The organism is Arthrobacter sp. P1_H7 (assembly GCF_056405215.1).
The window spans coordinates 158,010-180,342 of record NZ_JBFUCO010000012.1 but is presented as its reverse complement, the minus strand read 5'-3'; the positions used below and the strand labels follow the sequence as shown (position 1 = coordinate 180,342).

Genomic DNA, 22,333 nt, shown 5'->3' with positions numbered 1-22,333 from the left:
TGGTGGGCAAAATTCAGGTGGCCTTGCCGGTGAAACTTCGGCGGACGCGACGGGTGTGCCGCCATTGCTTGATGGCGGAGCCGATGCTCGGCGCCACCACCGAGAGGATCAGCAGCAGGCCGGTCACCGTAATGAGGACGACGTCGGACACCCGGGCCAGGCGGAGGGCGTAGTTGAGCGTGCCGATCAGCAGGACGCCGGCGATGACGCCGGGGATGGAGCCCTTGCCGCCGAAGATCGACACGCCGCCCAGCAGGACGGCTGCGATGACGGCCAGTTCCAGGCCGGAGGCGTTGTCGCTGCGGGCGCTCGTGTAACGCAGCGTCCAGTAGATGCCGGCGAGAGCCGAAACGGCGCCGGACCCGACGTAGAGCCAGAACTTGCTGCGGGCGACGTTGATCCCGACGAAGCTGGCGGCTTCCTTGCTGTAGCCCATCGCGTAGAGGCCGCGTCCGAACGGCGTGAGGTGCAGCAGCACGCCGAAGAAGACCATCACCACGACGACGCCGATCATCACCGTGGGGATGCCGGTGCCGCCGAGTTTGGAGGTGAAGAACGCGGTCAGCGCCTTCGGGAAGTTGGCCACGGCGTTGTCGCCGATGATGACCAGGGCCAGGCCGCGGAACAACGCCAGGGTGCCGATGGTGACGGCCAGGGAGGGCAGGCCCAAGACGGCGATCAGGAAGCCGTTGAACATGCCGGCGGCAATTCCTGCCAGCAGGCTGATTGCCAGGGCCAGCCAGATGTCCGTCCCGCCGGCCCAGAGGACGCCCATCAGGGCGCTGGTCAGGCCGGCGGTGCTGGCCACGGAGAGGTCGATTTCGCCCGTGATGATGATCAGCGTCATCGGCATGGCGATCAGCAGGACCGGGATGACGTCCAGGAGCAGGAAGCCGGTGGTGACCGGCGAGGCGAAGCGCGGGATGGCGATGGCGGCGTAGATCAGGAAAGCAATCAGTGCGTAGATGGTGACCGCGTCACGGCCCATCAGGATCCGCGCGGCGCCGGTCCGGCCCTTCGGCTCGCTGGCCAGCGGCTTGGTGTTGTCAGCCACGGGAGCCGGCGCCGTGCTGGTGGTGGACGTGGTTTCAGACATTGCGAGCCTCGCTAATCCGCAGTTTCTTGGCTGTGCGCAGGCTGGCCACGCGGTCGATGATGATGGCTGTGAGGATCAGCACGCCCACGATCGCCTGCTGCCAGAATTTGTCCACCCGCAGGGCGGTCAGGGAGCTGGTGATGGTGGTCAGGAGGACGGCGCCGAGCGCGGCCCCGGTCACCGATCCGCTGCCGCCGAAGATGGCCACACCACCGACGACGGCGGCCGCCACCACGGTCAGTTCCATCCCGGTGCCGGTGGTGGCGCCGACGGAGTTGAAGCGGCTGGCGTAAAGCACACCGGCCAGGCCGGCGAGCGCGCCGTTGGCCAGGAACGCGAGGAACACGCGCTTGGAGACCTTGATGCCGAAGGCGGTGGCCGCGTCCGGGTCCGAGCCGATGGCGTACAGGTCACGGCCCGGGCGGGTGCCGGACATGTAGATGGCGACGGCGATCACGACGACGATGGCCAGCAGCGTGATCACGGGGAACCCCAGAAAGGTGTTCACCGAGAGGGCGCCGAACTCCTCCGGACGGTCGCCGGCGAAGTACTGCTTGCCGCCGGCCCAGGCGTTGTTCAGGCCGCGGTACACGTAGAGCGTTCCGAGGGTGATGACCAGGGCGGGCACTTTGGCCAGGGTGACCAGGGCGCCGTTGACGGCGCCCAGCAGCGCCCCGAAGGCCATGCCGATCACAAAGACTGCGATGATCGGCACGTCGGGCATGGCCGAGAAAAGGGAGCCGGTGCCGAAGGCGACCAGTCCCAGCATGGAGCCGACGGAGAGGTCGATGTTCCTGGTGATGATCAGCAGGGTCTGCCCCACCGCCAGAATCATGATGATCGTGGCGTTGAGCAGCAGGTCCTTCACGCCCTGCGCGGTGAGGAACAGCGGGTTGATCAGGTAGGTGACGAGCACCAGCAGTGCCAGCGCGATCAGCACAGGGAGTTCGCGCATCCGCAGAACCGAGGCGACGGCGCTCCGGGCGCCGGCGGCGGATGCCGGCGCCGGTGCGTTCTTGTGGTCCAGAGCTGAGCTCACAGGGTTCCTCCTGCGGAAGACGTGGCGGCGTGCATGACCGATTCGGGGTTCGCATCGGCGCGGTCGAGTTCGGCGGTGATCCGGCCTTCGCGCATGACCAGGACGCGGTCCGCCATGCCGAGGACCTCGGGCAGTTCGGAGGAGATCATCAGGATCGCGATCCCGCGCCCGGCGAGGTCCGATATGAGCCGGTGGACCTCGCTCTTGGTGCCGACGTCGATGCCGCGGGTGGGCTCGTCGATGATCAGCAGCCGCGGGTCCGTGGCCAGCCACTTGGCGAGCACCACCTTTTGCTGGTTGCCGCCGGAGAGCGTGGAGACGGCGTACTCCTGCGAGCCGGTCTTCACCTGGAGCCGTTTGCTCCACTCCTGGGCGGCGCGCCGCTCGGCCGCCCCGTTGATCAGCCCCGCCGTCGTGTACTTGTTGCGCAGCGTGAGCGTGACGTTCCGGGCCACGGACAGGTCCATCACCAGGCCCTGCTTGCGGCGGTCCTCCGGGACGAAGCCCATGCCGGCGGTAATGGCCACCTGGGGATTGCGCGGCTTGAGCGTGCGTCCGTCGAAGGTGATGGCGCCGGCGTCGTAGGGGTCGATTCCGAACACGGCGCGGGCCACCTCGGTGCGGCCGGCGCCGACGAGGCCGGCCAGGGCAACGATTTCCCCGGCGCGGACCTCGAAGCTGATATCGCGGAACACTCCGGCACGGCTGAGGCCGTCCACTTTCAGGACGACGCCGCCGATCTCGGCCGGGGTCTTGGGGAACAGGGCGCCAATGTCGCGGCCCACCATCTCGCGAACGATCTGGTCGACGGTGACGTCGGCCGTGCGGTGGGTGGAGATGTACCGGCCGTCCCGCATGACGGTAATGCGGTCGCACAGGTCAAAGACTTCGTCGAAACGGTGCGAAATAAAGAGGATGCCGGTCCCGCGGTCCCGAAGGCTCCGGGCCACGGCGAAGAGCCGGTCCACCTCGACGCCGCTAAGGGCTGCCGTGGGCTCGTCCATCACCAGGACTTTGGCGTCCAGCGAAATGGCTTTGGCGATTTCAATGATCTGCTGGTCCGCGATGGACAGGCCCTCCGCGATGCGGGTCGGGTCGATCGGAACCCCAAGCCGTTCGAACAGCTTGTGCGCCTCCCTGACCATCGTCGCCTTGCTGATGAGTCCGAAGCGGCCCTTGGGCTGGCGGCCGATGAAAATGTTCTCCGCGACGCTCAGGTCCGGGAAGAGCGTGGGTTCCTGATAGATGACGGAGATTCCGGCGTCCTTGCTCTCGGCAACGTTGCGGAACTGGACGGTGTGCCCTGCCACCTGGAAGTCGCCGGAATCGGGGTGGTGCAGGCCGGCGAGGATTTTCACGAGCGTGGACTTGCCGGCGCCGTTCTCCCCGACCAGTGCGTGGATCTCGCCCGCCTCGATGTGGATGGTGCCGTCGGCCAAGGCGACCACCGGGCCAAAGGTCTTGGCTGCGTGGGAGAGCGAAAGAACCGGAACCTGCTCCCCCTCGGAGGGGCCGGACCGGGAACTGTGTGTCTGCTGCATAAAATTAACCGCACCTTTGGGGCTTAGTGAACTGTGCCTGGTGAACACGCAATGAATCGTTTCATAACGAGTTGTGATTTGAATCATAGGGTCTTCAAATCAACACGTCAACTGGCGTCAGGCGTTCCCGGCGCGGCTTTTGATTCGTTTCATTGAAAGGGTTCAAAACGAGCCCGGACGGGTATCCTGAGGACAGTAGTTCGCCAACGGGCGCCTGCCCCACAGGCTGCGGCGCCCACTTCAGGAGCACAGGAAAATGGTTTCAGCGAGCGTCAAAGACGTCGCGGCATTGGCCGGCGTCTCGGTGGGGACGGTCTCCAATGTGCTGAACCGGCCGCAGAAAGTTTCCGCGGAAGTCACCCTCAGGGTCCAGTCCGCCATCGACAAGCTCGGCTTCGTCCGGAACGACGCCGCGCGCCAGCTGCGCGCCGGCATGAGCCACAGCATCGGCCTGGTGGTCCTGGACGCTGCCAACCCCTTTTTCTCGGATCTGGCCAGGGGCGCGGAGGACCGCGCCGCCGCGGAGAACTTCACCGTCCTCGTCGGCAACAGCAACGAGGACGAGGGCCGGGAATCGGTCTATCTGGATCTCTTCGAGCAGCAGCGCGTGCGCGGCGTGCTGCTGTCCCCGGTAGGCAATGTGATTCCCCGGCTGGAGCAGCTCCGGCGCCGGGGCATCCCGACGGTGCTCGTAGACCGGCAGACCGAGAACAAGAGCTTCTCCTCCGTGGCCGTGGATGACCTGGCGGGCGGGGAGATGGCTGCGGCCCACCTGTTGTCGCTGGGCCGGCGGCGGATCGCGTTCGTCGGCGGCCCGGCCAGCATCCGGCAGGTCGCGGACCGTTTGGCAGGGGCGCGGAAGGCCATCGGCGCCGTTGCGGGTGCAACCCTCGAAATCATCGCCACCGAATCCCTGACAGTGCTTTCAGGCCGGGCGGCCGGCGAGTCCATCCGGTCCCGCCCGGAAGCCGAACGCCCGGATGCGATATTTGCAGCCAACGACCTCCTTGCCGTGGGTGCCCTGCAGGGGCTGATGCTCATGGGCGGCGTCAAGGTGCCGCAGGAGATTGCCCTGATCGGCTACGACGACATCGAGTTCGCCGCCGCCGCCGTCGTACCGCTGTCCTCGATCCGGCAGCCCAGCGCCCTCATCGGCTCCACCGCCCTGGCACTGCTGCTCCGAGAAGCGGAGTCCGAGGATGGCTTTGCACCCAGCCAGGTGGTCTTCCCGCCCGAATTGATAGTGAGGGCCTCCACGCAGGGTTGAAAAACAGGGCTGAAAGGAGGCCCCGATGGGCAGCACAGATTACGAGTTCCGGACCGTCTGGCGGGTGGCGGGTACGCCGGAAGAGGTCGCGGCCGCCCTTGGCGACGCCACCGCCCTGCCCTTATGGTGGCCGTCCGTCTACCTCAGCGCCGAGCCCGTGGCCGGCGGTCCCGAACCCCCGCCCGGCATTCCGCGCCCCACGCGTCTGCACACGAAAGGCTGGCTGCCCTATACGCTCCGCTGGACCCTGACGGTCACGGAGCCAATCACCGGCCGTGGCCTCGCCCTCACCGCGGCCGGCGACCTCAACGGCACCGGCCGCTGGACCTTTGAAGCGGACGGACCGGAAACGGTCATCACCTACGACTGGCACGTCCGTGCCGCGAAGCCCCTGCTGCGGCGGCTGAGCTGGCTGCTGAAGCCGGCCTTCGCCGCTAACCACCGCTGGGCGATGGCCCGCGGCCAGGAGAGCCTTGCCCTGGAACTGCGCCGGCGCCGCGCGGCAGCGCGGAACACCGCAGGGAGCACCGCGGGGAGCACCGCGGGGAGCACCGCGCCCGGGGCGCCGGCTGTTCCACCGCCGCCGCCGCCCACCTTTGCCTGGCTGACCCGGCGCGCAGCCCGCACAGATACGTAGCCGGCCACCTAGCGTCCGGACTTCTGCCCGGGACCTCTGGCCTTGGACTTGTGCACAACGGGACGGGGGTGGCTCATTCACTTGACCATTGAGGCCAGAGGGCATTCCACGGTTAGCTGAGTCACATCCTCGTTTCCCGTGACCGTTCAGGACTCCTCATGACCTTGCAGAAAAACCGGCCTTCCGGCAGCACCGCCCACTGGGACAACGTCGAGATCGGCGACGCCGTCCACCTGCACCGGGGCGGCCGCCTTGAGCACGCGGGCCTCGTCGACAACCGCACGCCCGACGGCGACGTCGTATGGGTGCTCTCCGACGGCGGGCACCGGCAACTGTTCCACGTTGCCGACGGCTTCGAACTGAGCGTGGCAGACCCCGAAGGAGCCGGCCATGCTGGCAACTGACCGGCCAACGGCCTTGGCACGGCAGCCGGAAATCCTGTCCGGCTCCGCGGCGGGGACGGACCCCTGGGCCGCTTCCTGCCCCGACGACTGCCACTACTGCTCGGGACCCGAGACCGACTAAGGCAGCGGCCCCCCGGCTCCGGGAAACAGCACGCAGCGAGTTGACCTCGGCCGACGCCCGGGAAATCACAATCCGGACATCAATCGGGCTCCGCCGCAGTGGCATCGTTGACTAAGGCAACGGCGGGCATAATGGTTGAGCCATGAGGTCTCAGCGAATGAAGCACGCACTGGTTGTGACAACGGCTGCCGCGGCGGCCCTCCTCCTCAGCGGCTGCGGGGGCAGCTCGACGCAGGCCCAGTCGGCCACGTCCCCGCCCAGCCCGTCTGCCACGCAAACAAGCCAGCCGCCCGCGACGTCTGACGCCGCGCCGGAATCCTCTGCGGCCGCCGCACCGTCCACTGCCAAGGGCGGCCCCGAGCTGTGCAAGGCCGCAAGCCTGACCGGCACCACCGACGCCACGGGCGGCGGCGCGGCCGGCAGCATCTACATGCAGCTGATCCTGACCAACTCCGGCACCGCACCGTGCCTGCTGAAGGGCTTCGCGGGCGTCTCCCTCACAGCCGGGGCCGACGGTGAGCCGATCGGCGCCGCCGCCACCCGCGACGACTCGGGCCCGGTCACCGACGTCACGCTTGCCCCGGGCAAGGCCGGCACGGCCACCCTGCGCTACACCCAGGCCGCCAACTACCCGGACTGCACCCGGACACCGGCGGCAGGATTCCGGGTCTACCCGCCCAACGACACCGCGTCGCTGTTTATCCCGCAGCCACTTGACGCCTGCACCAACACGGAGATCAACCTGCTGACCATCGGCGCCTTCCAGCCCAAGTAACGCCCGTCCCCCGCGTCTCTGCTCCAGCGTCTGCGCGCCCGTCCGTCCCGGGGCACCTGGCCCCTACGGGACCCGCCGGGGCCGAGGACGGGGCCCGGCTAATAGTGTCGGCGGGGTAGGGCATGATGGAGGAATGAAGGGGCAGGAGCTCGCCGGAGGCACACTCGCGGCCGACGCCATGGACCGGTTCAGCCGGCCGACCCGGGACTGGTTCCTGGGCGCTTTTTCCGCGCCCACCCCGGCCCAGAACGGCGCCTGGAATGCCATCTCCTCCGGTGCGCACGCCCTCGTCGTCGCACCCACCGGCTCCGGCAAGACGCTCGCCGCATTCCTCTGGGCGCTGGACCGGCTGCTCGTCTCCGCTCCCGCAGAGCCCGAGGCCCTGCCCGGGCTGGACCCTGCGGCCAAGGGCGGGCGCCGGAAACCTGCCCAGGGCAAGGCGCCAAAGCGCAAGACCCGGGTGCTGTACATTTCCCCGCTCAAGGCTCTCGGCGTCGACGTCGAACGCAACCTCCGCGCGCCGCTGATCGGCATCACGCAGACCGCCAAACGCCTGGACCTGCCCGCCCCGCTCATCACCGTGGGCGTCCGGTCCGGGGACACGACGGCGTCCGACCGCCGCTCGCTGCTCAGCCACCCGCCCGATATCCTCATCACCACCCCGGAATCGCTCTTCCTGATGCTGACGTCCAAGGCCCGCGAAACGCTCAGCGAAGTGGACACGATCATTGTCGACGAGGTCCACGCCGTCGCCGGCACCAAGCGCGGCGCGCATCTGGCGGTGTCGCTGGAACGGCTGGACGCGCTGCTGCCCAAGCCCGCCCAGCGGATCGGGCTGTCCGCCACAGTCGAACCCAAAGAGCTGGTGGCGCAGTTCCTCGCCGGTTCGGCGCCGGTGGAAATTGTCGCCCCTCCGTCACGGAAGAACTGGGACCTGACCGTCTCCGTCCCGGTGGAGGACATGTCCGATCTCCAGGGTGCCGCCGGGGCCTTCGACTCCGGCCCGGCCTCCGGGCTGCAGCCGCAGGCCTCCATCTGGCCGCATGTGGAGGAAAAGATCGTGGACCTGGTGCTCGCCAACCAGTCCACCATCGTGTTCGCGAACTCCCGCCGCCTCGCCGAACGGCTGACCGCCCGGCTCAATGAGATCTACGCCGAACGCCAGCTCCTGGCAGCCGGCGGCGGCTGGACGGACTTTGGCGCCGGCGCCCCGGATTTCGGCGCCGGACCGAATGCCGTGCCGAGTCCAGTGCCGAATGTCGTGCCGAGTGCAGTGCCGTCCGGCGGTGTCGGCGTGGCATCCGGCGGTGCTGCCGCGCAGCCCACATCCACCGCCACACCGGCTCACATGATGGCCCAGGCCGGGAGCACCGCCGGCGCCGATCCCGTGCTGGCCCGCGCCCACCACGGCTCCGTGTCCAAGGACCAGCGCGCCCTGATCGAGGATGACCTGAAATCCGGGCGGCTGCGTTGCGTCGTGGCCACGTCTTCACTCGAGCTTGGCATCGACATGGGTGCGGTGGACCTGGTGGTGCAGGTCGAGTCGCCGCCCTCGGTGGCCAGCGGCCTGCAGCGGGTGGGCCGTGCCGGCCACCAGGTCGGCGAAATCTCCCAGGGCGTCCTGTTCCCGAAGCACCGGGCAGACCTCGTCCACACGGCCATCACCGTGGAGCGGATGCTCGCGGGCAAGATCGAGCGGCTCAGCGTGCCGGCCAACCCGCTGGACATCCTGGCCCAGCAGACCGTCGCCGCCACCGCCCTGGGCGCCATCGACGTGGAGGACTGGTTCAGCACGGTCCGTCGGTCGGCGCCGTTCGCCTCGCTCCCCCGCTCCGCGTTCGAGGCCACCCTGGACCTCCTGGCCGGGCGGTACCCCTCGGACGAATTCGCCGAACTGCGCCCCCGGGTCATCTGGGACCGGAACGCCGGGACCATCGAGGGCAGGCCCGGCGCGCAGCGGCTCGCCGTCACTTCCGGCGGCACCATCCCGGACCGCGGGCTGTTCGGCGTCTACATCATCGGCACCGAAGTCGAGGGCACCGGCGGTGGCGGCGGCTCCTCCGGCGGTGCCAGTGCGGACGGCAGGGCAGCCAGCCCGGCAGCCGCCGCGGCCAAGGGCGGGCGCCGGGTGGGCGAACTCGACGAGGAAATGGTCTATGAATCCCGGGTTGGCGACGTCTTCGCCCTCGGCGCCACCAGCTGGAAGATCGAGGACATCACGCACGACCGTGTCCTGGTCTCGCCGGCGTTCGGCCAGCCTGGCAAGCTCCCCTTCTGGAAGGGCGACTCCCTGGGCCGGCCGGTGGACCTGGGCCGCGCCCTCGGCACGTTCATGCGCGAACTGGCGGCGTCCGACGTCGGGCCGGCAACCGAGCGGTGCAAGGCCAGCGGGCTGGACGACTACGCTGCGAACAACCTGATCCAGTACCTCGCCGAACAACGGCTCGCCACCGAGGTGGTCCCCAGCGACACCACCCTCGTGGTGGAGCGCTTCCACGACGAGCTCGGCGACTGGCGCGTGGTGCTGCACAGCCCCTTCGGCATGCCCGTGCACGCACCGTGGGCCCTGGCCGTGGGCCAGCGCCTGCAGCAGCGCTACGGGATGGACGGCTCGGCCATGGCCGCCGACGACGGCATCGTGCTGCGCGTGCCCATGATGGAGGATGAGCCGCCGGGCGCCGAGTTGTTCCTGTTTGACCCGGAGGAAATCGAGCAGATCGTGACGGCGGAGGTCGGCGGCAGCGCCCTGTTTGCCTCACGGTTCCGCGAGTGCGCAGCCCGCGCGTTGCTGCTGCCCCGGCAGAATCCCGGCAAGCGGCAGCCCTTGTGGCAGCAGCGGCAGCGCTCGGCGCAGCTGCTGGATGTTGCCCGGAAGTACCCGACGTTCCCGATTGTCCTCGAGACGGTCCGCGAGTGCCTGCAGGATGTCTACGACCTTCCGGCGCTGAAGGACATCGCCGCGTCGGTGGAGCGCCGCGAGCTCAGGATCGTCCAGACCACCACCCAGCAGCCCTCCCCGTTCGCGAAGTCCCTGCTCTTCGGCTACGTGGCCCAGTTCCTCTACGAAGGCGACTCCCCGCTGGCGGAGCGCCGGGCCGCCGCCCTGGCCCTCGATTCCACCCTGCTCAATGAGCTCATGGGCCGCGTGGAGCTGCGCGAACTGCTGGACGTGAAGGTCATCGAGGCCACCGAGCGCGAACTGCAACGGCTGGCCCGCGACCGCCAGGTGCGCGGGCTGGAAGGCGTCGCGGACCTCCTGCGCCTCCTGGGTCCGCTCGCGCCGGACGAGGTCGCCGCCCGCCTGGAGCCGGTGGCGGGCCCGGCCCAGGCAAGCGAAACCGCTGAGACCGCTGAGACCGACCAAGGGAGCCTGCCCGTCGAAACCCCGGCGACGGAGGCCGACGCCGCCGCCCACCTCACCGCGCTGCAGCGGGCCAACCGGGCGATCAAGGTCAACATCGGCGGCGTCGAACGGTTCGCGGCCGTCGAGGATGCCGCCCGGCTCCGGGATGCCCTCGGCGTACCGTTGCCCATGGGTGTGCCGCTGGCCTTCATCGAACCGGTCGCGGACCCCCTCGGCGACCTCGTCTCGCGCTACGCCCGCACGCACGGGCCCTTCACTGCCGCCGAGGCCGCGGCGCGGCTGGGACTCGGCGTCGCCGTCGTCGGCACGGCACTGAAGCGGCTGGCCGCGGACGGCCGCGTGGTGGAAGGAGAGTTCCGCCCGCACGCCGCGCCACCGGCAGTGACGTCGGGCAGCACGGCAGCCGGCGTTGAAGAGGCCGGCGTTGAAGGACCCGGCGAGGAGGCGTTCCAGCCCGCTGTTTTGCCTCCCCTTTTGCCTCCGGCCAGCGTGAGCGAATGGTGCGACGCCGAGGTCCTCCGCAAGCTGCGCCGCCGCTCGCTCGCCGCGCTCCGCGCCGAAGTCGAGCCGGTGGACGCCGCCGCGTACGGCCGATTCCTACCCGCGTGGCAGAACGTGCGGACCCCGGGCGGCCGCGGGCAGTCCGCGCTCCGCGGCCTGGACGGCATCATCACGGCCATCGACCAGCTCTCCGGCGTGCCCATTCCGGCCTCGGCATGGGAGCCGCTTGTCCTGGCCAGCCGCGTCTCCAATTACCAGCCGGCCATGCTGGACGAGCTCATGGCCGCCGGCGAGGTCCTCTGGTCCGGTGCCGGCTCGCTGCCCGGCAACGACGGCTGGGTGAGCCTGCACCTCGCCGATTCGGCCGAACTGACGCTGAACCCGTCCATCGACTTCGAGCCCGGCGACGCGCAGCGACGGCTCCTCGAGCACCTGCAAAACAACGGCGGCGGCTACTTCTTCCGGCAGCTGACCGAGGTTGCCGGTGGCATGGATTCGGTGCTGAGCGACCAGGATGTGGTGGCCGCACTCTGGGATCTCGCCTGGGCGGGCCGGATTACCGGCGACACGTTTGCCCCCGTCAGGGCCCTGATCGCCGGCGGCCACACCGCGCACCGGCAGGTGGGGCGCGCCCCGCGGGCCCGCGCGCCGCGGCTCAGCCGGCTCGGACGGGCGCACACCGGCCTGCTCGGATCACCGGGACTCACCGGCGGCCGGTATGGGTCCGTGACCGGCACCGCGCCCGCTCCCCCGCTCGCCGCGGGGCGCTGGTCCGCGCTGCCGTCCCCGGAGCTCGATCCCACCATCCACGCCCGGGCCACCGCGGAGCTGCTCCTGGACCGTTACGGCGTAGTCACCCGCGGCTCGGTCATGGCAGAAAACATCCTCGGCGGCTTCGGCCTCATGTACAAGGTCCTGGCCCGGCTCGAGGAAGCCGGACGCTGCCGCCGCGGCTACTTCATCGAACACCTCGGCGCGGCGCAGTTCGCCGTCCCGGCCACGGTGGACCGGCTGCGGTCCTACGTCGAGGACGCCGAGCTGCACAAGGCCGAGCCGGTGGCCCTGGCCCTCGCCGCCACCGACCCCGCCAACCCGTACGGCGCCGCGCTGCCGTGGCCTGCGCTCAACGTCGACGCCGGCACCGGCCACCGCCCGGGCCGGAAGGCCGGGGCCCTCGTGGTCCTGGTCGACGGCGCCCTGGCGCTGTACGTCGAGCGCGGAGGCAAGACGCTGCTCGCGTTCAGCGACGACCCCGAAGTCCTGGCCGCGGCCGGTTCGGCCCTGGTGGGTGTGGTGACCCGCGGGGCCGTGGACAAGCTGATCATGGAAAAGGTCAACGGCCACGGCATCCTGGACACCCCGGTGGCGGCCGCCCTCGCCCATGCAGGTGCCTACTCCACGCCGAAGGGACTGAGGATCCGTGCCTGAGGGCGATTCGGTCTTCCGCGCCGCCGCACAGCTGCACGCGGCCCTGGCCGGGAAGGAACTGGTCTCGTCCGACTTCCGGGTCCCGCGCTTCGCCACCCTGAAGCTCGGCGGCTGGACCGTGGCCGAGGTGGTGCCCCGCGGCAAACACCTGCTGATGCGCGTCCAGGGCCCGACGCCGAGAGACCGGCTCACCATCCATTCGCACCTGAAGATGGAGGGCAGCTGGCAGGTCTACTCGCCCGGGGGCCGCTGGCGGAAGCCCGGCTTCACGGCCCGCTGTGTGCTGCGCACCGCCACGGCCGACGCCGTCGGGTTCTCCCTGGGCATCCTTGAGGTGGTCCGTACCGACCAGGAAGACACTATTGTGGGGCACCTCGGCCCGGACCTGCTGGGCCCGGACTGGGATGCTGCCGAGGCCGAACGCCGGCTGCTCGCGGCCCCGGACGTTCCGATCGGCGTGGCCCTGCTGGACCAGAGCAAGCTGGCGGGCATCGGAAACATCTACCGGTGCGAGGCCTGCTTCCTCGCGGGCGTCCATCCGGCGTCGCCCGTCTCGGCGGTGCAGGATCTGGCCTCCATCATCACCGATGCCCAGGTTCTGCTCTCCGCCAATCTCGGGCCGGGCCGTCGGACCACCGTGCTGAACTCGCGCGGCGTGCCGGTGGGCCGCACCGCCGGGCGGCCCGGTTACTGGGTTTACCGCCGCGAGCACCAGCCGTGCCTCAAATGTGGCACCCCGATCCGCCGCGGCGTCCTTGGCAAGGACAACGGTACGGGCACCTTCACCGAGGAACGGGACATCTACTACTGCCCCGCCTGCCAGCCCCTGCTGGGCCCGGGAACAGAAGGCGCCAGCTGACGGGGCCCGCTGGAATCAATCGGCCGGTCCGCTGGCCGCCGCCGCAGGGACGGCCGTCCGGGCAACGGCAGCTTCCGTTGCAGCACCGGCCGCTTCAGTTCCGGCCGTTTCAGTTCCGGCCGCTTCAGTTCCGGCCGCTGAGACGGGACGCGCTTCCGGAACGGTGAACCGCGGCAGCAGCAACTGCACCAGGGGGCCGATGGCCAGCGCGTAGAGCACCGTGCCCACACCGACCGAGCCGCCCAGCAGCCAGCCCGCGCCTAGGACCACCACTTCAATGCCGGTGCGGCAGACCCGGACCGGCCAGCCCGTCCGCCGGGCGAGGCCCGTCATGAGCCCGTCCCGTGCGCCGGGACCCAAGCGGGCGCCGATGTAGCAGGCGGAGGCGACGCCGTTGAGCAGCACGGCCCCGACGAGCAGGCCGATCTGGCCGCCCAGATGCGAAAACCGTGGAATCAGGGCCAGCCCGACGTCCGCGAAGACCCCCACCAGCACGGCGTTGCACAGGGTTCCAACGCCGGGCCACTGCCGGAGCGGGATCCACAGCAGCAGCACCAGGAAGCTGACCACGACCACCACCGTACCGAGGCTGAGCCCGGTCCTGGCCGCCAGCCCCTGATGGAGCACGTCCCACGGCGCCGTGCCTAGGCTGGCACGGATGACCATGGCGAGGGAGATGCCGTACAGGGCGAGGCCGATGAGGAGCTGGAGGAGTCTGCGGGTCAACATGGTCTCCATCCTCCACGAAAACTGGCCTTGCAATCCATAGCCAGTTTGAAATACTGGCTCTATGTCCGTCTCACTGACTCCGGGGACGCTGGCCCGCCTGCTGGGCGAGTGGAACGTCGGCGCCGCCCCCGCCTACCGCGAGCTGGCCGACGTCGTCCGCCTCCTCATCCTCGACGGCCGCGTCGGGCTCGACGTCGCCCTGCCGAGCGAGCGCTCGCTGGCGGCGGCCCTTGGCATCAGCCGCACCACGGTGACAGCGGCCTACGCCCTGCTGCGCGAGCAGGGTTTCCTCAGCAGCGGCCAGGGCAGCCGGAGCCGAAGCCGCATCCCGAGCCAGGGGCCCGCGCATTCCGGCGGCCACGACGGCGCCCTGCGGCTGAGCGGCGCGCCCGGACTGGCCGTGCCGGACGGCATCCTGGACCTGGCCTACGCCTCGCTGCCCGCCAGCGGCGAAGTGGTGCACCGGGCCTTTGCGGCGGCCCTGACCGAATTGCCGGCCCTGCTGCCGGGCTTTGGCTACGACGCCCTGGGCGTGGGCCCGCTCCGGGAAGCCATAGCGGCCCGGTACACCGCTGCCGGGGTCCCGACAACGGCCGCACAGATCCTGGTCACCTCCGGCGCCCAGCATGCGCTTAACATTGTGCTCCGCACGTTGGCCGGGCGGTCCGGGACCAAGGTGCTGGTGGAGCATCCGAGCTACCCGAATGCCCTCGACGCGATCCGGGCCGCGGGCTGCCGCCCGGTCCCGGTGGCCATGCCTGCCGCAACCGCCAGCGGCGCAGGCCCCGGCGGCAGAGTCCACGGCGGCCGGGTCCACAGTGGCGCAGGCCGCGGCGCCCCTGCCCGCAGCGGCACGGGCGGCTGGGACCTCGAGGCCATGGAAACGGCGCTGCTGCAGCAGCGGCCCGCGATGGCCTACGTGGTGCCGGACTTCCACAACCCCACCGGCCGGCTGATGCCCGACTCCCAGCGGCGCCGGCTTGTGAAGGCGGCCGCGGCGTCGGGCACTGTGCTGGTGGCGGACGAGACACTGCGGGAACTGAACCTCGACGGCGCCGCCTCGACCCCCATGGCCGCTTTCAGCCCGGCGGTCGTCTCCCTCGGGTCGCTCAGCAAGTCACACTGGGCAGGGCTCCGCACCGGCTGGATCCGCGCCAGCGAGCCCCTCATCCAGCGCTTCGCCGCTGCCCGCACCACCCTGGACCTGGGCGGGCCGGTGGTGGAACAGCTCGCCGCGGCACATCTGGTCAACGCGATGACGGAGCCGCTCCCCGCCCGGCTGGCCGCGCTGCGCGAGAACCGGGACGCACTGATGGAACTGATGCGGACACACCTGCCGGGCTGGGAGCCCGAATGGCCCGACGGCGGCCTGTCCGTCTGGTGCCGACTCCCGGCGCCGATCAGCACGGCACTGGCAGTGGTGGCCCCCGACGTCGGGATACGGCTCGCCGCGGGGCCACGGTTCGGCGTCGGCGGCGCGTTTGAGCAGTACTTGAGGTTGCCGTTCACCCTGCCCCCGGAGCAACTGGAGACGGCCGTGCTGGCATTGCGTTCGGCACAGGACCGGCGGGGCGCCCCCAGGGCAGGTACGCGTCGCCAGACGGGATCCGCGTCGCAGGACCTAGGCGTAGACCTTCGCCAGGAAGCCGGACCAGGCCTGGGCCGTCGCCCCGGCGTCCCCGCTGCCGCTGAAGTCGTGCACGGTCATGCCCACGGGCGCGCCAAAGGCGTTGCGCCCGAAGAAGCGGTACATCGTGTCCGCGGTCCGCAGGCCGAGGAAGTTCTCGTTGGCGAAGTCGATCTCGCCGGTGAGCGGCCCGACGCCGTCGAGCTGCAGCTCCACCGTCTCCCCCTGGGCGGCAGTGTCGACGCCAAGGGCCCTCTTGAGCCGGTCGAAGCCGTCCGGGGTCTGCGAAGCGGCGGGTGCCTGGATGTCCGTGAAGACCACGGGCTTGCCGTCGAAGTACTTCAGGTACTGGCCCAGGGTGTGCAGGTAGAACGCCGTGTGCTTGCTGGCGCCGTCGTACTGTTCATCCCAGTTGTCCGCGAAGATGCCGCTGTGCACATAGTGCAGCCGGGCCCGGCCGCCGTCGAGCGGTTCCAGGACGTGCTCCAGTTGGTTGAACCAGCCGTCCGGACCGTCCATCCGGGACACCAGCTGGGAGGGGTATTCGTCCACGGTCCTGACCGCCGGCCATTGGTCAGTGGGGAACATCCAGGCCGGGGTGTCCTTGGTGACGGCCTCCCATACCCGTTCCGGAGTGCCGGGCAGTTCGGTGTCGTAGACGATTTCGAATTTCCGTTGGTCAGTCATTGTCCTGCTCCTTGGCTTGTCGGTTTGTTTGTGGGTTTGTTTGTGGGCTGGCTGTTTGTGGGTCTGCGTGCGCTTCCTTGCGTTGCGGCGCCTTCAGCGACGGGTGCAGCGCGACGACCAGCCGGTGCTTGCGTCCCTCCGGCCGGCGACCTTGCGGCGCCCCCGGCGAATCTGCCGGGGGACCAGCCGGGAAACTTGCCGGGAGGTCGCGTCCGCCGTCGTGGTACTTGTCCACGAGACGGGTCACGGCGACGCCGAGCTCCTCGGCGAAGGCTGCCCGGTCCGCCGCTGAACGGAAGGTGATCTCGCCGTCGATGGCAAACGTGGCGAGTTTCTGCCTTGCCGCGGCCGCCCCGGCGATCAGTTGCCCCATCTCCTGGACCATGCGGGCGGCGAGCGCCAGCAGCCAGAAGGCGGAAAAGCGGTCCGAGAACCGGTGCGGGTCCGGCGCCACCGAGGCCAGCGCCGTCGGCGAAATCAGGTACGACGCCGCCGTCGCCTGCAGGATGCGTTCGGTCACGTTGCCGCGCCGCCGCTCCTCGACGAGCTCGACGAGCCCATGCCGCTCGAGTGCTTTGAGGTGGTAGTTCACCTTCTGCCGCGGCAGGCCCACCTTCGCGGCGAGCTGCGTTGCGGAGCCGGGCTCGGCCAACTCGCGCAGGATCCGCGTCCGGATCGGATCCAGCGAGGCCTCAGCTGCGGCCGGATCTTCAATCACTCCAATGTCCAACATGCTTCAAGTCTGCCTGCCGACAATTTTATTTGTCAAGAACTTTTTTCTCGTCGGCTCTCTGGGTGGTGGGTGGGTGTCATCCCGCGAGTTCGCCGTAAGCGTGCGAGTTCGCCGGAAGCGTGCGAGTTMGCCGGACGTTTCCGGCGAACTCGGACGTTGGCAGCGAACTCACGCACGGGCCCGCGGCGGGAGAGGGCGGCGGGTAGGCGAGGGACGCGGACACCGGCGGCGCGCGGGTCGCAGCGGTGGGCGCGCGGGTCGCAGCGGTGGCAGGCGGGTGGGCTGGGGTGAGGCCTCGCGAGTTCGCCGGAAGCCTGCGAACTCGCCGGACCTTTCCGGCGATCTGGCACGGGTCCGGCGACCTGGAGCTGCCGGAGTCCGCGGCCCGGGGGTCGGGGCGGGCTCGCGGGCACGGGAGCGGGGGCGGGGGCGCGGGGGGCGGGGCACGGGCTCGGGGGCGGGGCGGAAGAGGCCGGGCCCGTAGAATGGTCGGGTGATGCAATCCCCCCTTCCCGTGCGCGACGGCGTCAACGCGACGCGCCTGCGCCTGCCGGACGAGGGACCCTGGGAAACCGCGCTGGACTACATGATGCACCGCTGGGGTCACATTGATCCGCAGGGCATCGAGGACCGGTTCGACGCCGGCGAGATCGTCGGCGAGGCGGGGATCGCCCTGGACCGCAGCACGCCGATGCAGGACCACACGTTCATCTGGTACTACCGCACCCTGCCGCCGGAGACCCGGATCCCGGTGGAGCTGGACATCCTGCACCAGGACGATCACCTGCTGGTGGTGGACAAGCCGCACTTCCTGCCCACCACCCCCGGCGGGACGTACATCCAGGAATCGGCCCTGGTCCGGCTCCGGAACCAGCTCGGCCTCCCGGACCTGATCCCCATGCATCGCCTGGACCGCATGACCGCCGGCATCCTGCTGCTCTCCACGAACCCCGAAACCCGGGGCAAGTACCAGATGCTCTTCGAAAAGCGCCAGGTCCAGAAGGAATACGAGTGCGTCTCCGCCGCGGAGCCCGCACCGGGCCATCCCGCGGTGGACTTCCCCGTGGTGGTGCGGAACCGGATGACCAAGTCCCGCAGCTACCTGCTGGCCGAGGTGGTCGACGGCGAACCCAACGCGGAAACCCGGATCGAGCGGCTGCGCACGTTTGACGCTTCCGACGTCGACGGCGGCCCCCACCGCCGCGCGCTGTACCGGCTGGAGCCGCACTCCGGGAAGACCCACCAGCTCCGCGTGCACATGGCCTCACTGGGCCTCGGGATCGTCAATGATGCGTTCTACCCGGAACTGCTGGACAAGGCCCCGGACAACTACGCCAAGCCGCTGCAGCTCCTGGCCCGCGGGATCCGCTTCGTGGACCCCATCTCCGGGAGCCCGGTGGAATACCGCAGCAGGCTGGAACTCAGCGAGGCACGCTAGCAGCTGGAAGTGCGGTACCTTGTGCCCATGGACTTCGGAAATGCGGACAGCTGGGGCGCCGCGATCTATTTCTGGATCTTCCCCTTTGTGATCGGCGATGCGATTTTCCCGCCCGTCCCCTCGGAAATGCTGGTCATCACCGGCGGCGCACTGTCCGCGGAGGGCCGCATCAACGGCTTCCTCGTCGTGCTCCTCGCCGCCGCGTCCTCCTGGCTTGGTGACCTTCTCGTCTTCCAGCTCTTCAAGCGCCGGCTGAGCCACGTGCTCGACCGCTGGAAATGGGGCCTGGGGTTCCACGCGGCCGTGCACGCGGCGATCGCGAAAGCCGGCCGGTCCTCCACCTACGGTGCGATCATCGGCCTCCGCTTCATCCCCGGCGGGCGGCTGGCCACGACGGCCGCGGCAGGCATCGCCAACGTCTCCACCCGCGGGTTCAGCCTCTGCGCGGCCCTCGGCGGCCTGCTCTGGGCAGCCTGGTCCGTGGCACTGGGCTATTTCATGGGCTCCGCCACCGGGCTGCCGTTCTGGGCGAGCTCCCTGATCGGCGTCGGCGTCGGGCTGTTGATCGGAGCGGTCGTGGGCGTGATCGTGACGCGGCGCCGGGGCAGCCCCTCCCCCGTGGAGTCCGCCGCGGTCGACCCGGACGAGGAACTGGACTTTTAGACGCCCGACTTTTTAGACAGGCGCCCAGCGGCCGCGGCTGCGGCGCAGCACGGTCAGCGCACCGGTGAGCGCAACGCGTTCGACGGCGTCGCGCATCATGGCTGCCGACTCCAGCGCCTGGCTGTTTTCGGCGCTGTAGGCGGTGGCATCGACCAGGAAGCGCAGGTTCAGCTGGGGTACGCCCCCGGCGAGCTCAAGCTGGTGCGATTCGACGTGGTGCCGCGTCCCAAGCGCCTCGATGGCCGCGGCCATGACGGCTTCAGGAGCGGTGCCCGGCTTGAGCCCGGTGATCTTCAGTCTGGTCTGGAACGACGGCATGGAACAACCCTAGCCGCCGCCACACCCTCCCGTTGCGCTATCACTTTTGGCTGTCAAAAAGCCGAAATGGCCGCCATAGGTGATAGGGCAACAGAGGGGTGGGCAGAGGCTGGGCGCGCGGGAGCCAGGCGCAGGCTACCCGGTGTTGCGCAGCCCGGCGGCGACTCCGTTGACCGTGATCAGCATGGCGCGCTGGAGCCGTTCGTCGATCTCGGCCCCGGTCATGCCCTCCGCGGCCTCGGCCCGGACGCGGCGCAGCAGTTCCACCTGCAGGTAGCTGATCGGGTCGAGGTACTGGTCCCGGATCTCGAGGGAGCGCTTCAGGGTGGGCTGGGCATCGAGGATCACATGCTCGCCGGTGAGGTTCTGGATTTCCTCGACGGTGAGCTCATATTCGGCCCGGATGGCACGGAACAGGTGGTGCAGTTCCGCCGGCACCAGGGTGGAGACGTAGTAGCCGGCAATGTCCATGTCCGTCTTCGCCAGGGTCATCTCAACGTTGGAAAGCACCGAGCGGAAGAAGTGCCAGCCCTCGATCATCTCCTTGAGCTGGGCCGAGTTGCCGGCCTCGCGCGCGGCTTTGAGGCCGGAGCCCACACCGAACCAGCCCGGCACGATCTGCCGCGACTGCGTCCAGCCAAACACCCACGGGATGGCCCGCAGCCCCTCCAGCCCGGCGCCCGAATCGGGCCGCTTGGACGGACGCGACCCGATGTTCAGGGACCCCAGCTGCTCCACCGGGGTGGAAGCCATGAAGTAGGCGGGCAGGTCGGGGTCATCAATCAGGGTGCGGTAGCGCGCAAACGCGGCGTCGGAGACGGTTTCCATGACGTGGCCGTAGCGCACCCGCTGGTCCTCCGAGGTGCGCGGCGTGCGGTGCAGGGCCGAGCCCTGCAGCACCGCGGCCAGGGAGAGTTCGAGGTTTTCCCGGGCCAGTTCCGGCAGGGAGTACTTGTCCGAGATGACCTCGCCCTGCTCGGTGAACTTGATCTCGCCCTCGAGCACGCCGTTGGGCTGGGCCATGATGGCATCGTAGGTCGGCCCGCCGCCGCGGCCCACCGAGCCGCCGCGGCCGTGGAAGAGGCGCACGCGGACGCCGTGCTTGGCGGCCACGTCGCGCAGCTTGCGCTGGGTCTTGTAGATTTCCCACTGGCTCGTCATGACGCCGGATTCCTTGTTGGAGTCCGAGTAGCCGAGCATGATCTCCTGCACGTCGCCGCGGAGCCGGACGAGTTCGCGGTAGGACGCATCAGAGAGCAGCCGGTCCACGATCTCGGCCGAGGCGCGGAGCTCGTCCACGGTCTCCAGCAGCGGCGCGAAGCCGATCTTGGCGTAGGGCGCCTCGCCGAAGAGGCTGACCAGGCCGGCCTCGCGGGCCAGTACGGCCGCGGCCAGGACGTCGTCCGCACCGCGGGTCATGGAGATGATGTAGGTCTCGATCACGTCGGGACCGTAGGTGCGCAGGGCCCGCCGGATCTCCCGGAAGACGTCGTAGGTGCCGTCGGCGACGCCGTCGAGCTTGATCGGGTGGCCGGAGAGCGGGCGCCGGGACGCGAGTTCGGAGCCCAGCACCTCGAGCCGCTCGGCGCGGCTGAGTTCCGCGTACCGGACACCGGGCCCGCCGAGGCGGTCCATGAGCTGCCCGACGGCGTCGTGGTGGTGGTCGGCATGCTCGCGGATGTCGAGGGTGGCCAGGTGCAGGCCGAAGGAGGCGATGGCGCGGCGGACCCGGGACAGGGCGCCGTCGGCGGCGAGGGCCGCGTGGTGGTTCCGCAGCGACCGTTCCAGCAGGCCGAGCTCGGCGAGCAGCTCCGCGGTGGCGGTGTAGTCGCGGCCGGGCTCGTGCGCGGATCCGGCCGCGACCCGCCGGCCGGTGTTGATCAGCTTGGCCTTGATGCAGGTGAGTTTGAGCCGGTAGGGCTCCTGCGCGTTCAGCTCGAGGACGCGGCGGTCCAGGCCAGGCAGGTTCCCCAGGTCGACGTCGATCGAGTCCAGGAGCTCCTGGTCCGCCCCGGCCAGCGCGGTCGAGTTCGACAGGATGGAGATGAGCCCGTCGATCAGGCCGATGCTGATCCGTATGGCGTGCTGGTTCTGGATCTGGAGGATTTCGCGGGTGACGGCGGCGGTGACGTTGGGGTTGCCGTCCCGGTCCCCGCCGATCCAGGAGCCGAAGCGGATCGGGGCCTTCTGCGCCGGAAGCGTGACGCCGTGCTCGGCGAGCAGCTCGGAGAGGTCCGAGAGCATTTCCGGCATGGCGTCGCTGAGGATGCCGGTGAGGTAATAGATGGCGTTCCGGGCCTCGTCCACGGGGGTGGGCCGGACCTGGCGGAGCTCGTCCGTCTGCCACATCTGGTCGATCACTTCGGACAGGTGGCGGTCCTGGCGGCGGCGGGCGGACGTGCCCTCCCCCGTGGACTCGGACAGGATGTCCGAGAGCCGGCGGATCTTATCCAGCACGGAGCGGCGCGAGGCCTCGGTGGGGTGCGCGGTGAAGATGGGGCGGACGTCGAGCTCGTTGACGACTTCCTGCAGCACGGAGCTGCCGGCCTGGTCCGCGATCTCCTCCACGGCCTTGGCGAGCCAGCCGTCCTTCTCCTGCCGGGTGCGCAGCCCGCGGACCCGGTGGACCTGCTCGGCGGCGTTCGCCAGGTGGAAGTAGAACGCGAAGGCGCGGACCAGGTCGGTGGCCTGCTCCAGCGGCAGGGAACCGAGCAGTTCGCGGACCTGGGCGACGACGTCGTACGAGCTCCAGGGCCCGGTGGCGTCGGCGCCGCCGCGGGCGGCTTCCTTGGATTCCTTGGTCAGCAGGCGCACCTGCTCCACCAGGTCCAGGAGTTCGGGGCCGTGCTGGCGGACCAGGGATTCGCCGAGGAGGGTGGAGACCCGGCGGACATCGGCCCGGAGTTCGGCGGCAAGATCGGTGTCGGAATGCATTGCAGTGTCAGCCATGGAAACTATCTTTCGAGGGTTCGACGTGGCTCGTACACTGCGCTGGATACTGTGAGCCTGATTACTTCTTCCCATGGGATGTTACCCGCAGGCACTCCCGGCCGGAATTCCGTCTCAGATAGTGTCAGGCCCCGCCGCGGCGCCCCGACGTCTATTC

Annotated in this window: 17 protein-coding genes and 1 pseudogene; 10 read left to right on the top strand and 8 right to left on the bottom strand. The window is 69.7% G+C overall.

The window, feature by feature from the left end:
* Window positions 1-13: 13 nt before the first annotated feature.
* From AC1DXI_RS14140 to AC1DXI_RS14130, 3 genes are read right to left on the bottom strand one after another with little or no spacing between them, the layout of a single operon-like run.
* Window positions 14-1,096, bottom strand: coding sequence for an ABC transporter permease (locus AC1DXI_RS14140; RefSeq protein ID WP_476939168.1), 1,083 nt, complete (start codon window positions 1,094-1,096; stop codon window positions 14-16).
* Entirely contained in the window at window positions 1,089-2,135 is a 1,047-nt protein-coding gene (locus AC1DXI_RS14135; RefSeq protein ID WP_476939167.1) for an ABC transporter permease, read from the bottom strand. Before AC1DXI_RS14135 ends, AC1DXI_RS14140 begins: the two co-directional genes overlap by 8 nt.
* A complete protein-coding gene (locus AC1DXI_RS14130) occupies window positions 2,132-3,676 on the bottom strand; it encodes a sugar ABC transporter ATP-binding protein (RefSeq protein ID WP_476939166.1) in 1,545 nt (514 codons plus the stop codon). Before AC1DXI_RS14130 ends, AC1DXI_RS14135 begins: the two co-directional genes overlap by 4 nt.
* A gap of 256 nt (window positions 3,677-3,932) precedes the next feature.
* Here AC1DXI_RS14130 and AC1DXI_RS14125 point away from each other — a divergent pair, with 256 nt between their 5' ends.
* The 7 genes from AC1DXI_RS14125 (at window position 3,933) to AC1DXI_RS14095 (ending at window position 13,032) form a co-directional block, all read left to right on the top strand.
* A complete protein-coding gene (locus tag AC1DXI_RS14125; protein ID WP_476939165.1) occupies window positions 3,933-4,943 on the top strand; it encodes a LacI family DNA-binding transcriptional regulator in 1,011 nt (336 codons plus the stop codon).
* Between the two features lie 25 nt (window positions 4,944-4,968).
* Window positions 4,969-5,580 carry an SRPBCC family protein gene (locus AC1DXI_RS14120; protein ID WP_476939164.1) on the top strand — a complete coding sequence of 204 codons (612 nt, stop codon included), beginning with the start codon at window positions 4,969-4,971 and terminating at the stop codon, window positions 5,578-5,580.
* 158 nt (window positions 5,581-5,738) lie between these two features.
* The gene (locus AC1DXI_RS14115; RefSeq protein WP_476939163.1) at window positions 5,739-5,984 is read left to right on the top strand and encodes a hypothetical protein; all 246 of its coding nucleotides are present in this window, start codon (window positions 5,739-5,741) and stop codon (window positions 5,982-5,984) included.
* Window positions 5,971-6,105, top strand: coding sequence for a hypothetical protein (locus AC1DXI_RS14110; RefSeq protein ID WP_275450882.1), 135 nt, complete (start codon window positions 5,971-5,973; stop codon window positions 6,103-6,105). The genes AC1DXI_RS14115 and AC1DXI_RS14110 overlap by 14 nt, the downstream gene beginning before the upstream one ends.
* Before the next feature lie 142 nt (window positions 6,106-6,247).
* Complete coding sequence (locus AC1DXI_RS14105) at window positions 6,248-6,880, top strand: DUF4232 domain-containing protein (RefSeq protein WP_476939162.1); 633 nt, start codon at window positions 6,248-6,250, stop codon at window positions 6,878-6,880.
* Between the two features lie 133 nt (window positions 6,881-7,013).
* On the top strand, window positions 7,014-12,173 hold the full coding sequence (locus AC1DXI_RS14100) for an Lhr family helicase (protein WP_476939161.1): 5,160 nt from the start codon (window positions 7,014-7,016) through the stop codon (window positions 12,171-12,173).
* Window positions 12,166-13,032 carry a DNA-formamidopyrimidine glycosylase family protein gene (locus AC1DXI_RS14095; protein ID WP_476939160.1) on the top strand — a complete coding sequence of 289 codons (867 nt, stop codon included), beginning with the start codon at window positions 12,166-12,168 and terminating at the stop codon, window positions 13,030-13,032. Before AC1DXI_RS14100 ends, AC1DXI_RS14095 begins: the two co-directional genes overlap by 8 nt.
* A 15-nt stretch (window positions 13,033-13,047) precedes the next feature.
* Here the strand turns inward: AC1DXI_RS14095 and yczE are convergent, their stop codons facing one another.
* Window positions 13,048-13,761 (bottom strand): membrane protein YczE, encoded by a 714-nt coding sequence (yczE, locus tag AC1DXI_RS14090; RefSeq protein ID WP_476939159.1) that lies wholly within the window; start codon window positions 13,759-13,761, stop codon window positions 13,048-13,050.
* Between the two features lie 61 nt (window positions 13,762-13,822).
* On the opposite strand from yczE, the pseudogene yczR reads away from it, so the two are divergent.
* Window positions 13,823-15,337 (top strand): annotated as a pseudogene (gene yczR / locus AC1DXI_RS14085) (MocR-like transcription factor YczR); the annotation flags it as partial.
* Window positions 15,338-15,382: 45 nt separating this feature from the next.
* Here the strand turns inward: yczR and AC1DXI_RS14080 are convergent.
* Window positions 15,383-16,075: an SRPBCC family protein gene (locus AC1DXI_RS14080; RefSeq protein ID WP_476939158.1), complete on the bottom strand. Its 693-nt coding sequence runs from the start codon at window positions 16,073-16,075 to the stop codon at window positions 15,383-15,385.
* Window positions 16,068-16,808 carry a helix-turn-helix domain-containing protein gene (locus tag AC1DXI_RS14075; RefSeq protein ID WP_476939157.1) on the bottom strand — a complete coding sequence of 247 codons (741 nt, stop codon included), beginning with the start codon at window positions 16,806-16,808 and terminating at the stop codon, window positions 16,068-16,070. Before AC1DXI_RS14075 ends, AC1DXI_RS14080 begins: the two co-directional genes overlap by 8 nt.
* Before the next feature lie 496 nt (window positions 16,809-17,304).
* Between AC1DXI_RS14075 and AC1DXI_RS14070 the strand changes: the two genes are divergently transcribed.
* The gene (locus AC1DXI_RS14070) at window positions 17,305-18,246 is read left to right on the top strand and encodes an RluA family pseudouridine synthase (protein ID WP_476939190.1); all 942 of its coding nucleotides are present in this window, start codon (window positions 17,305-17,307) and stop codon (window positions 18,244-18,246) included.
* A gap of 27 nt (window positions 18,247-18,273) precedes the next feature.
* Window positions 18,274-18,909: a DedA family protein gene (locus AC1DXI_RS14065; protein ID WP_476939156.1), complete on the top strand. Its 636-nt coding sequence runs from the start codon at window positions 18,274-18,276 to the stop codon at window positions 18,907-18,909.
* Window positions 18,910-18,921: 12 nt separating this feature from the next.
* On the opposite strand, the gene AC1DXI_RS14060 is transcribed toward AC1DXI_RS14065, so the two are convergent.
* Both AC1DXI_RS14060 and ppc read right to left on the bottom strand, forming a co-directional pair.
* Window positions 18,922-19,227 (bottom strand): hypothetical protein, encoded by a 306-nt coding sequence (locus AC1DXI_RS14060; protein ID WP_018774310.1) that lies wholly within the window; start codon window positions 19,225-19,227, stop codon window positions 18,922-18,924.
* Window positions 19,228-19,362: 135 nt separating this feature from the next.
* A complete protein-coding gene (gene ppc / locus AC1DXI_RS14055) occupies window positions 19,363-22,176 on the bottom strand; it encodes a phosphoenolpyruvate carboxylase (protein WP_476939155.1) in 2,814 nt (937 codons plus the stop codon).
* Window positions 22,177-22,333: the final 157 nt, after the last annotated feature.